The 11,268-nt window shown below is 49.6% G+C and carries 11 protein-coding genes; 4 read left to right on the forward strand and 7 right to left on the reverse strand.

The features are described from left to right. Window positions 1–20 precede the first annotated feature (20 nt). Window positions 21–458 carry a sodium:calcium antiporter gene (locus F7R27_RS18260; protein ID WP_338088416.1) on the reverse strand — a complete coding sequence of 146 codons (438 nt, stop codon included), beginning with the start codon at window positions 456–458 and terminating at the stop codon, window positions 21–23. A 670-nt stretch (window positions 459–1,128) separates the two neighbouring features. On the opposite strand from F7R27_RS18260, the gene F7R27_RS18265 reads away from it, so the two are divergent. Together F7R27_RS18265 and F7R27_RS18270 are read left to right on the forward strand one after the other, a co-directional pair. Beyond that, the gene (locus F7R27_RS18265; RefSeq protein ID WP_151705712.1) at window positions 1,129–1,368 is read left to right on the forward strand and encodes a type II toxin-antitoxin system ParD family antitoxin; all 240 of its coding nucleotides are present in this window, start codon (window positions 1,129–1,131) and stop codon (window positions 1,366–1,368) included. Continuing rightward, window positions 1,368–1,679: a type II toxin-antitoxin system RelE/ParE family toxin gene (locus tag F7R27_RS18270; protein ID WP_151705713.1), complete on the forward strand. Its 312-nt coding sequence runs from the start codon at window positions 1,368–1,370 to the stop codon at window positions 1,677–1,679. Before F7R27_RS18265 ends, F7R27_RS18270 begins: the two co-directional genes overlap by 1 nt. On the opposite strand, the gene F7R27_RS18275 is transcribed toward F7R27_RS18270, so the two are convergent. Both F7R27_RS18275 and F7R27_RS18280 read right to left on the reverse strand, forming a co-directional pair. Then, on the reverse strand, window positions 1,676–2,266 hold the full coding sequence (locus F7R27_RS18275) for a class GN sortase (RefSeq protein WP_151705714.1): 591 nt from the start codon (window positions 2,264–2,266) through the stop codon (window positions 1,676–1,678). The two genes, F7R27_RS18270 and F7R27_RS18275, sit on opposite strands and share 4 nt — an antisense overlap. Then, entirely contained in the window at window positions 2,263–4,317 is a 2,055-nt protein-coding gene (locus F7R27_RS18280; RefSeq protein WP_168927558.1) for a marine proteobacterial sortase target protein, read from the reverse strand. The genes F7R27_RS18275 and F7R27_RS18280 overlap by 4 nt, the downstream gene beginning before the upstream one ends. A 251-nt stretch (window positions 4,318–4,568) precedes the next feature. Here F7R27_RS18280 and creB point away from each other — a divergent pair, with 251 nt between their 5' ends. Together creB and creC are read left to right on the forward strand one after the other, a co-directional pair. Further along, window positions 4,569–5,237: a two-component system response regulator CreB gene (gene creB, locus F7R27_RS18285; protein ID WP_151705716.1), complete on the forward strand. Its 669-nt coding sequence runs from the start codon at window positions 4,569–4,571 to the stop codon at window positions 5,235–5,237. After that, entirely contained in the window at window positions 5,234–6,679 is a 1,446-nt protein-coding gene (gene creC / locus F7R27_RS18290; RefSeq protein WP_151705717.1) for a two-component system sensor histidine kinase CreC, read from the forward strand. Before creB ends, creC begins: the two co-directional genes overlap by 4 nt. 145 nt (window positions 6,680–6,824) lie before the next feature. On the opposite strand, the gene F7R27_RS18295 is transcribed toward creC, so the two are convergent. The 4 genes from F7R27_RS18295 to F7R27_RS18310 form a co-directional block, all read right to left on the reverse strand. Then, entirely contained in the window at window positions 6,825–7,814 is a 990-nt protein-coding gene (locus F7R27_RS18295) for a PIN domain-containing protein (RefSeq protein ID WP_151705718.1), read from the reverse strand. A 642-nt stretch (window positions 7,815–8,456) separates the two neighbouring features. After that, window positions 8,457–10,337, reverse strand: a complete 1,881-nt coding sequence (locus tag F7R27_RS18300; RefSeq protein WP_151705719.1) for a UvrD-helicase domain-containing protein — start codon at window positions 10,335–10,337, stop codon at window positions 8,457–8,459. Then, entirely contained in the window at window positions 10,334–11,152 is an 819-nt protein-coding gene (locus tag F7R27_RS18305) for an ATP-dependent endonuclease (RefSeq protein ID WP_151705720.1), read from the reverse strand. Before F7R27_RS18305 ends, F7R27_RS18300 begins: the two co-directional genes overlap by 4 nt. A 19-nt stretch (window positions 11,153–11,171) precedes the next feature. Further along, window positions 11,172–11,268: IS3 family transposase (locus tag F7R27_RS18310; protein ID WP_151705697.1), on the reverse strand; the 97-nt coding region annotated here is incomplete at its 5' end.

Raw genomic sequence — 11,268 nt, forward strand, 5'->3', positions numbered from 1 at the left:
CAACGTACAGCTTTTCAATGCTATGTGCCGAATACCGTGAAACTCAGACTTACATAAACACCATAGCCCAGCAAGAGCAATCCTCCTTCGATCCGGCTAAGCCGACGGTCCGTATATAGAAATAACAACAGAATCAGCGACGTTCCCAACATGACCCATTGATCAAACTGCAGAATTCGCTCAGGGACTGGAAGTGGCTGTAGCAACGCGGAAATTCCGAGTATTCCCAAGAGATTGAAAATATTGCTGCCCAGGACATTCCCAATAGCAACATCGGCATGGCGGCGGAACGCCGCGATGACTGATATCGAAAGCTCGGGCAGAGACGTGCCAACCGCCACAAGGGTCAAACCTATCACAGCTTCTGAGACACCAAACGACTCGGCTATTCCTATGGCCCCCTTTAACAGTACTTGTGAGCCAGTGATCAAAAGGACCAAACCCAGCACAACCGCCATGATTATCCATAGCGTTGTTTTTGGCAGAGACGTAACTTCCTCCCCTTCAGCTATATGTAACCCTGCGGAAGGCGCTTCTCCAGAGCGCTCGGTCCAATAAGCCCAGATCAGATAAGCGGCGAGCGCCAAAAGGAATATGGCTGCATCAGCCTACCCTTTGGACTATCCACTCGGTGTTTTATTCAGTCGGGACATCCTGCTCCACTTTCGAGCTGAACTTCTCTGATTCTATGTTTCGTCTGGTAGAGTTTTAGGTATTTGATCCCGGCAACGCAGGCCGCCTAACAATGCGATAACCAGAACGCATCCGGCTGTGACTAGTGGGTCCTCGTTTATTAGCATAACTCTGCCGAAATACAGGCTCACACCAACAATCGTGACCAGCGCGAGTAAAATACAAGCTGCTGCCCCCATACGAAATGCTAACGGTCTGGATATATTGTTGTTCCGACACCATTTTCCGATAGCAGTAACAGACGCGTAGTAGATCAACACCCCTATAAGTGCGTAAGTCAATTGCACGATTTACATCCCCATAAGGTAACAGTTTCCATTGAAGTCTTCGGCCTCGTAATCGACAGGTTTGTGTTACCTGATTCTAGTCTTGATTTGCATTGTTATGCCACCTGAACCAAAATATACCAATTATTGGTACTTGTGAGATAGCGTCATGCAAAAGAACACTAGCATCACTCTAGGCCAACATTTTGATGCGTTCATTTCTGAACAGCTTAAAAATGGCCGATACAGCTCAACTAGCGAGGTTGTTCGTGCTGGGTTACGCCTGCTTGAAGAGTCTGAGACACGCTTGAGCACACTTCGTAAATTGCTCAAGGAAGGCGAAGAAAGTGGTTTTGAGGACTACTCCTATGACGCCTTTATTAGTGAGCTGGACAATGAAGGGCGTTGATGCCAAATTTCAAGCTGACCAGGAAGGCCAAAGCTGACCTTAAATCGATTGCCCTTTACACGGAACAGAGATGGGGCCGAGATCAACGAAACCACTACATCCTTCAGTTCGATCAGTGCTTTCATCGTCTGGGTGAAAATCCGAACTTGGGGCAAAACTGTGATGAAATAAGTCAGGGCTACCAACAGTGCCCACTGGGCAGCCATATAATTTTTTATCGGCTGGACGATAAGAGTGGTGACGCTAAGAGTGGTGTTGAAATTATCCGTATCCTCCACAAGCGCATGCTGCCTAAGGTGCACCTGCTTTAAGGTATAACAGGGGGCTTCTCAGGTTCAACAGCAGAGGCCATCACAACCAGCCGCAGGGTTCCCCCTGCGGTGAGCGCATCAAAGGGATAACAGGTCACTAGTATCAGTCCATCTGGAAAGGCAGTGGGCCTCAGCCGGGTAACGGCCGAATCCACCACCTTAATCTGATCAACCTGGTATGTCATATTTCCGTTATGGTCGCTGAGCATCAGCGTCTGGCCTGGTTGTATATTCCGCAGGAAGCTGAAGTGGGTATCTCTGTGTCCACTGATAATCCGTGCGGCATGAGTCATCGCATGTGCCTGCATATTTTCACCGGGGCCAAAAGCCAGCGAGCTTCCACTGTCTCCGGCCAGTACAATCTGATCAATATCCATATCAGGCACGCTCAGACGCGCAACCGGCCAGTGGTCGGCCCAGGGCCAGGGTTTTACTGCTGTGCCGCTGTCCAGACTTTCGGCCCAGGCATCGGCCAGCAGCCATTGTGCCAGCCGTGCTTTTGCAGGAATCCACAGTGCTGTTGAGGTGAGGATCAGACCAGCAGCCACAAGGGCTGCCAGTGTGAGGTTACGGATGCTGAGGGTCATGCACACCACCTTGAACCGGACTTTCTGCGACGCTCCACAATCATGACGGAAAGTGCTGCCAGCAGTGCGGCAAGTCCTCCGGCGAGGGTCAGCTGATACCCGGTAGCGCCCTGGGCCATTGCCAGATCAAGGCCGTGGGGTTTGGCTACAGGCACCACCAGAGTTTCGCTCTCTTCCTGTTCAGGACGGACAGGTGTTTTATCAACGGCAACCAGGCTGGTGTATGGCGTAACCAGGTGATATTTAAAACCCAGCGCAATGATTTCAGAACGGATCTGTTCTTCGCTGACACCTCTGAGATACCCTCGGCGCCAGTCCTGCACCGCTCGCTGGGCCCAGTCTGTCATGATACCCCGGGTATTATCCGCCGGTGCCAGTATCAGTGTTTCCTGCCATGCGGCATCACCGGTACGGCCACTGATACGGACTTCGCCTGTACCGTTTGCCAGTTTCATCGAAACAGCCAGCGGCTCACCGGAGTAAAGGTCAGGAATTACCGATGGCATCAGGTATTTAATCCCCTCGCCTTCGATCCGGATATCGGTCATTGCCGGTTTTTCCAGCTTGTTGAAGAGCGTTTGCATGGTGCTTTCAGATTCAGACGGAGACGCAATATACGTAAAGGTGCCCCGCCCGGCTACTGCGGCCTCTTCCATAAAGTAACTGTTTGGTGCGCTGCCGATACCCACGGTGAACAGGCGGGTGTTATTGAGACGGCTGCGGATCAGATCAAACAGTTGCTGTTCGTTGGACACACTACCATCGGTGATGAACACGATCTGGCGCAATCTGGGGGTATCATCATTGCTGCGTATGCCTGTCAGTGCAGCAGTCAGCGCAGGTGCCATTTCGGTACCACCGCCTGCCTGCAGTGAGTTGATATAGCTGGCGGCCTGCTGACGGCGCTGGATATCGGCTATAACCGGCTGGTTAAAGAGCGTATCGGTTGAAGAGTTAAACTGAATCACGTTAAACGTGTCATCAGATGCCAGCCCATCTATACCGGCCTGCAGCGCTCTGCGCGCGGCTTCAATTGAGGTACCCGCCATGGAACCTGATGTATCAATCACAAAGACCACTTCCCGGCTGAAGCGTGCTGTGTGCAGATCCTGAGGCGGCATCAGCATCAGCAGACCATAGTGTTCATCCCCATGCTGCTCAGAGAAAAACGCAGCCGAAGGTTCGTCGCTTTCCACCGGTGTCCAGTTCAAAACAAAATCACGGTACTCATCCGGTTCATCCGCCAGCAGGCTGATGATGTAACGGCCATCTTCTGTCTGTTTCTGACTGATCTGATGTGAAGGGCTGTCCAGAGAGCTGAGCCTAAATCCAGGTTGCAGATTAAGGCTGATCTCAACAGGCCCCGGAGTATTGCTGACGGCGGTTTCATCATCACCAATTGTGGCCATCACTGTTTTACGCTCACCCGGCAGTATCTGCCAGCCGCTGTTCAGGGTTGCCTGTCCCTCAACCACACGGCGCACTTCTCCGGGCTGTACCGGGTTATAACGTGGGGTGATCGCCAGCGGGAAACCGGCGCTGAACCGGCCATCTTTCCAGGCCAGTGTCTGCTGGTACTCAATACTGATGGTGACCTCGCCACCCGGCGGAATATTGGCAACTGATGTGTGAAACAGGTTGGGGCGGTCCTGCTCGGTGAGCGCGGCGTTCTGTCCCTGAGATTTTGCCTGCTCATAGATTGCCCGGGCCTGCTCTTTTTCCTGAATATCACCCTCGATGATGCGGTCTCCTATCTGCATTTTCAGGTGATCGACTGCTGCCTCACCTGGCAGAGGGAACAGATACAGTGCCTCTGTCCAGTTATTTGTGGGGTTATGGAATACCTGGGTCACCTGAGCGCGCAGCACAGAGCCTGTAATATCCATGGCCACACGGGTGCTGACCAGCGGCATATCCTGCTTTTTCCCCTGCTCATCACGGGATAACAGGGTACCGTGAGTAACAACATCAGCAACCGCATTCTGTGCACACCCCATCATCAGACAGGCCAGAATCAGTGGGCGAATTCCCTTGTGTGAAAATGTATGCATTTCTATTCTCCTCATTAAGATGTGGCAAGTATCTGCTTGCTGCTTGAGGAAAATATGAAGTGAGTGTGAAGTCCTGATTTTCTGTGAAGGCTGATGACGACACCACCGGCTGGACCTTATGAACCCGCTTTAAAACGCCGGAGTCTGTGCAGCTTTGTGGTAATGTAAGCGGCTTTACAGTATCTGATATGCCAGAGATAATGTGAGCATCTGCACCACGTATGGACCGGCGTTTTAACAGAGGGAACACCATGGCGGTACTGATTGTTGAGGATGAGCCATCTATTGCTGACACCATACGCTATGCTCTGGAAACCGAACGGATAGATAACATCTGGGTCACCACCGGGCAACAGGCTCTGGATGCACTCAGCGAGGGTAATACAGAGCTGGTTCTGCTGGATATCGGCCTTCCCGATATGAGCGGATTTGATGTCTGCCGAGTCATCAGGCAGACATCCTCTGTGCCGGTGGTGTTTCTGACCTCCCGCCATGAAGAGATCGATCAGGTGCTGGGTCTTGAACTGGGCGCTGATGATTACATCACCAAGCCCTTCAGCCCCCGGGTGCTCACGGCCCGCATCCGTGCCCGCCTGCGCCAGCCTCCGAAAGCTGCGAATATCACCTCTGCCGGCTTCAGTCACGATGCAGATGGCGCCAGAATCACGCTGGATGGTGTCTTGCTGAATCTGAGCCGCTATGAATACCGCCTGCTACTGTTACTGATGAGCCATCCCGGCAGAATCTATTCCCGTGAACAGTTGATGCAACAGGTGTGGGAAGAGCCTGAACGCAGTTTCGACCGCACTGTCGATACACACATCAAAACCCTCAGGCGCAAAATCCGCGACATCAGCGAAAATTGCGACCCGCTCAGAACCCACCGTGGTCTTGGCTACAGCTTTGAGGCGGATGCATGAGCCTGAGATTACGCCTGATTCTGGTGTTTCTCTTTTCAGTGCTGACAGGCCTTGGCAGTGTGGTTTACTGGGTACTCGATGAGCTGGAGCCCCGTTATAAGGAAGCTCAGGAGGAGATTCTGGTCGATATATCAGAAATGATGGCCACTCTGATCGCAAACGAAGGCGTCAGCTTCAGCGAAAGCGGTGGCACCGTGATCGACACACATCTGGCTGAACGGCTCTTTGCAGAGCTGGCCGGCAGGCCGCTAAACGCACAGATTTATGATCTGCTTAAAACCGAAGTTGATCTGAGAATGTATATCACCGATGCCAGTGGCGCCGTGATTTTTGATTCCCATTACACTGATACCGGCCGCGATTATTCCCAGTGGCGCGATGTCTATCTGACTCTGCGCGGTCAATATGGTGCCCGCAGCAGCGACGATGTACCCGGCCATAGTGATACCGAACGGCTCTATGTCGCAAGCCCGGTGCTGTATCGCGGTGATATTATCGGTGTGGTGTCCACCGGAAAGCCCACCCGCAACATTAACCGCTTTATCAGCCACCTGAGCACCAACCTGCTCTGGATTTCACTGGTCGCTGCACTGGCAACGCTGTTGACCGGTCTTGTGATCACCCTCTGGATTACACGGCCTCTGCTCCGCCTTGAACAGTATGCCAGAGGGGTTTCCAGAGGCGAACGCCCCGCTCTGCCTGCGCTTGGTCATAATGAAGTTGGGCGTGTGGGTAAAGCGCTTGAAAGCATGAAAGCCGCACTGGATGGCAAATCCTATGTGGCAGATTATGTGCAGAGCCTGACGCACGAACTGAAAGCCCCGATCGCCGGTATCCGTGGTGCAGCAGAGCTGTTACAGGAACCGATGTCCGATGCACGGCGCAATCAGTTTCTCAATAATATTATTGAGCAAGGTTCAAGGATGCAGGAGCTGATCGAACGCTTGCTGAAACTGGCCGCCATTGAATATCAGAGCAGCCTGGAACGACACGACAAAGTCGTACTGAAAGAGCTGATCACAGCAGTCTGCCGGAACCTTGAAGACTATGCCAGCCGGCACAGAGTCAGCCTTGAATACAGCTGTGACCCTTCCCTGTCCATCACCGGCGACAGTACCCTGCTGCAGGATGCACTGAGCAACCTGATCCGGAACGCCATAGAGTTCTCACCGCCTGAGTCAGCTGTGCTGATCGGTGCCATACAAAACGATGGTTCTATTTACATCAGCGTAAAAGATTCCGGGCCCGGGGTGCCGCCTTTTGCCGAAGAAAAACTGACCCAGCGCTTTTTCTGTCTGCCCCGGACAGATGGCAGTAAAGGCAGTGGACTGGGGCTGAGTTTTGTTCATGAAATCATGCAATTGCATAACGGAAAGCTGAATTACCACCGCGTAACGGAACCACCAACCACTGTGTTCTCACTGACACTGCCAACTGAGTGATGAAATATCTTTTGCGATCTGGCTGAATGCCTTCTGCAATGCTTCGCTGTCTTTAACCCAGGAAGGGATATCCGTATTGAGGCGCAGCCGCAATGAGATAAACGTCGCTGTGCCTGCGATGGTTATGTAGTTTCGTTGATCTCGACTAGAACTCGACACTAGCTATCTCATTCAACTCACTGAAATCACTATTAGTTAGCACTTCCAGATAAACAGTCATTTTTCCGGAAAAAGTCCGGGGAATAACGTCCCAATCGTAATCATCATATCCAATCCGCACCATATCTGTGACTTCAGCCTCGACGTGATAATCTAGCCCGACATCAAAGACTGCCCGGTCGAGCCCAATTTCCACTAAGTTCATTTCATACACATCTACAGACACTTCACGAACACATATTCGGTCATCCCGGTACTCAGGTGCATACCAGTTAGGGTTCTCATGGAGTTCATCAACGATTACCCCGGTAATCCAGTCAATATTTTCATCCATAAGCTCATGTGCAGCGGGAGAGAGTGCCACAGTGTGTCGATTGTACTCATCAAGTACTTCAGAAAGCTCCTGATGGCACCTGAATCGAGGGTCACTACTGAATGCTGCCAGCATCCCGTTGTCTCTGGAAACGACATAGATAGGACGGCCAGGGTTGTTCTCAGCAAAATTGACCATGGCGGCGACCGCAAATGCATCGGGGAATTCATTTCGCTTCCGCCCTTTCCCAAAAGGCGGTTTAGCATCGAAGTATGATTCCACTACACTCGGGAGGTCTATGCTGGCAAGGGGAACAGATATGGCATTGCATCGCACTCGAAATTCCTCCCAGGTTTCAACAATGCTTTCGACCAACTTTTCTTGATCTATCTGAAAATCAAGCCCAACCAACGTCTTATTTTGATCGCTAATCAAACCTATGATGTTGCTGTTCAGTGCAGTCTGAATCTTATCAACGTGTTCTTCTGCAGCCTCTTGCAGCTTATATTTAACTTCCTGTTGGATGATTTCAGGAACTATTAGCCTTAACTCGTCGTCACTACTCATGCCTCCCAACTTCCCTAGCGAAGTACCACTAAAACGATATGACTCTTGCACGTAAACGCTTGTATCTATAAATATATAACTGCGTTCAAACGACATTATTCAAATCCTGTTGCAATGCGTGTAGAGGAATTGGATCATCACTTTCGGAGTAGCCTAGGATTCAAGACCCACACCGCAGAACGTCGTACTTTGGGGCTAAAGCTGCGTAGCCGCGAAGGTCCCAGGCACACGAAGTGTGGCGACAATAGAGCTTGGTTATGTGGTATTTCACCCAAAATATGTTCCCAACCTATCCATTAGTTCTGCTCTGCTATAGCCAAAATATGTGACGTAAATTCCGTAAGCAGCTAATGCACGCAAGCCCCACATCATCTTTGTTCTAGTTAGTCTGGTTGCTTCGTAAAGAGGGTCATCTTCATCGGTGTCCAAAATGATATACCTCTGAACCATACCATGAAGCATCCCTCCTACTAGAAACAGAGATATTAGCCCGATTAGAGCTCCATACTCTTCTGAATAAGCTAAAAGTACAAAAGCCAATATGGCTGAAAATAATCCCGGCATCACATCACCCATTTTTTAAATTTTAGTATAGCTATGGTTCTTTGTAGTGCTGTGTACATAGCCCCACATAACGCCGCGCTCTGCGGGAAATTTGGAGCGCAGCGGAAAATTTGTGATCTTCCCCCGATAATTCGGCCATAAGCGGACAGTGTAGATGCTGTTGACCTGCTATTTCTAATCTAGTAGATAAATATTATCTGGCTCAAATAGCCCTCTAGCAACAATAGCTCTTTGCATATTTCCAGGATCATCGGTAAATACAGCGACAACAAGATCGGAAAGTGCTCGAGAACAGCAAACATAGAAAAGACGCCGAGTGCGATCGATAACGGAATCTGTTTCAGAGGCAATGTTATTCTCATCTGTCTCGGAAAGAGGTGTCACTCCGAAATACTTACCATATGAATAACCTGGCAACTGCCGTTCTTTGTCATCAACTACAACCAGCACTTTATCGAACTCGGCACCTTTAATGCCCTGCTGTGTTGCGAAGGGTGAAAGTTTTTCAATATAGCGACGATATCCCCACAATTCCGTCGCCTCACATTGCATAAATCTTAGAGCTGCATTTTCAGGCGCAGGGTCTGCAACCGGCTCTGCCCCATTAAAATTCTCAACTAGTTGAAGATAGCGATCATCCAGAGTATACATCCGTCTTTCACGAAGCAATTTCACCACATCACCAATATGACCTCTACTTTCTGCTCCCAGCATAACATCGAGGGTTAGTATATCCTCCTGCAGTTCATTCAACACGTCAGAGGTATTTGCACCAGCAAGCCCATCAGTTTGTAGTTTTGGGCAATATTTTCGGAGCAGGCGCATAATCTCAAAGTGACGATTTTCACGATGTGCGAGCAACAAAGGCAAGATAAACGTTAAGAAAGGCCGCAGTACCCAAGCTGTGCCATCAACAACTCCTGAACTCAAACTTTCTGTTGATTTGTCGTTCAAGGCGGAGTACAGGTTTGGGAACCCGAGCGTAATTGCAGAGATTCGGTGTACAAGAACGAGTAGACGTAGTACTTCTTCACTATCATCCGCTAACCAGCTATCGTCGCCATCTCGTTCAGCCAGCCAACTGCGTGCTGCTTCAAGGCGCTCTTGGCGCTGATCATCATCCAGCATAATCAAAACACGCGCAGTTCCTTCTATTGGTACATCTTCTCCATTCAGTTTTTCATGACGACCGCGGGTTTGCTCTAAGCCATCATCCTCTGCTCTAATACGATTGATTAATCGCAACACACTTTGAGGACATCTAAAGTTCTCTGGCTTCTCAAGCATTTGCCATCCTTCATCTACAGCTATCGACCCAGCGCCCTGCATATAAATTTTTTGGACGGGATCTCCAAAGAAACCAACGCAGAACCCATTTTGATTTTCATTTGCTACTATACGCAACGCTTCCACAAAGCCAGGATTCGTATCCTGACTCTCATCAACAAAGATTACTGGGTAGCGCCTGGATAGCACACGACGCATCAACGGATGCTCTCGAATAAAGAGAGGGCCGATTTTGAGTATATCGCTATGCCCAAGAATGCCATTTATATAATCACTTCCAGTTCCATACCTAAAACTTTCTACGCTATTAATTTGTTCTAATTGGTGTTGATATCGGGCTATGTCTTCAGCAGCGCTATCTTTCGTCGCTTGGCGAGTTTTTGGATTATCTATCTTCGCCTGAGCTTCTGTTACTTTATCGTTCAGGTGCCTACTAACCCACTCCTTAATATTGTACTGAAAAGGCTTGATGTTTTCCCAAAGAAAACTGTGAATAGTAGATACATGGTACAACTGGTCGGTACCCACGTCAGAGCGAATTTCATTGACGGCAACTTCTGTAAAAGTGATGCAGGCAATCTTTTGACCTTTTCGGCGTAGAGCTGGACCTTGATCCTGTTCGAGATAGGAGAGTGCTTTCACCAGAGAAGTTGTTTTGCCTGACCCAGCCCCTGCAACCATCACAAAATGACGACTGCCATTAGCACTTAGACGATCACGCAGTTCTATGTCTGAATCTGTGTCGGGTTTTCCGATTCTGCTCGTCATCCTGCGCCATTTCCTTGCTGGTCATCACCTTGATTATTGTCTGCAACTCCAAGCGTCCTTTCTAACCACTGTAGGCCTTCAGCAATATATTTAGGAACAGTCCAGACTTCAGGATCTTTGGTTAGTAAAGCCAGTGCAAAATCGGTTTTTTTGAAGCTGTCCTTGTGTATCTTGTTATGAACTCGTAATGCCAGGTCTTCTATATCTGCAGGCCTACGTATTCGTAGTTTCAGATCTCGGTTATCGTATTGCTGAGTCCATTCGAGATTTTCGAAAGAAAATGCAGCTTCGAGAGTCCGACCAGCTCGGTTAATGGTATTGCCATTCCAGTTCAATTCGACAGTACACGGATATGTGACTCGCACGGCACCAAGTCCATTACCATTAGGCTGAAGTTCTTTATCCTGAGGTGTTAGGGCGAGTAGTTCGTCGATCTTATCGCGTCCTGGAAGCCACTGAATAAGCATCTGGTTAGATGTTACTGCTTCGGGAGTTTCCGGAGTGCAGGTCTTCTTTTTTCTACGCACAGCATTATCGTCGTCTATTTCCTCAGCACCGGCGGCTTCAGGAGTATCCTCTTCCTCGTCTTCATCGTCGTCAATCTCACTAGGTGCGGCTTCCGCGAAATGTACACTATCAAGATCAGTGATGATCAGTGTTGTTATTCCAAGGAATTCAATCAGTGTACGGAATTGATGGCCGAATGCACCGCCGATTTCAAGAACACTCAGGTAACTTGATCGTAAACCAGATGCAGATTTCATAATCATCTGTGGCATAACGAGTCGTTCGACATTGCCCTCCTGATCTGGCAACAGTTTTCCGGACACATTTTCAAGCGGCTTCTCGTAGCTCTGACTCGTAGTCCATAGGGCTCATGTAATCATTGCTGGAGTGTAGTCGCATCCGGTTGTAAAACACTTCTATGTAC

Origin of the sequence: Nitrincola alkalilacustris, from assembly GCF_008973755.1 — a bacterium.
In the GTDB taxonomy this organism is placed as follows: domain Bacteria; phylum Pseudomonadota; class Gammaproteobacteria; order Pseudomonadales; family Balneatricaceae; genus Nitrincola; species Nitrincola alkalilacustris.

Coding starts and splice junctions, on each gene's coding strand:
- F7R27_RS18295 (WP_151705718.1), bottom strand. CDS start 7,814: ATGTCGTTTGAACGCAGTTATATATTTATAGATACAAGCGTTTACGTG.
- F7R27_RS18300 (WP_151705719.1), bottom strand. CDS start 10,337: ATGACGAGCAGAATCGGAAAACCCGACACAGATTCAGACATAGAACTG.
- creB (WP_151705716.1), top strand. CDS start 4,569: ATGGCGGTACTGATTGTTGAGGATGAGCCATCTATTGCTGACACCATA.
- F7R27_RS18280 (WP_168927558.1), bottom strand. CDS start 4,317: ATGCATACATTTTCACACAAGGGAATTCGCCCACTGATTCTGGCCTGT.
- F7R27_RS18275 (WP_151705714.1), bottom strand. CDS start 2,266: ATGACCCTCAGCATCCGTAACCTCACACTGGCAGCCCTTGTGGCTGCT.
- F7R27_RS18270 (WP_151705713.1), top strand. CDS start 1,368: ATGCCAAATTTCAAGCTGACCAGGAAGGCCAAAGCTGACCTTAAATCG.
- F7R27_RS18265 (WP_151705712.1), top strand. CDS start 1,129: ATGCAAAAGAACACTAGCATCACTCTAGGCCAACATTTTGATGCGTTC.
- F7R27_RS18260 (WP_338088416.1), bottom strand. CDS start 458: ATGGCGGTTGTGCTGGGTTTGGTCCTTTTGATCACTGGCTCACAAGTA.
- creC (WP_151705717.1), top strand. CDS start 5,234: ATGAGCCTGAGATTACGCCTGATTCTGGTGTTTCTCTTTTCAGTGCTG.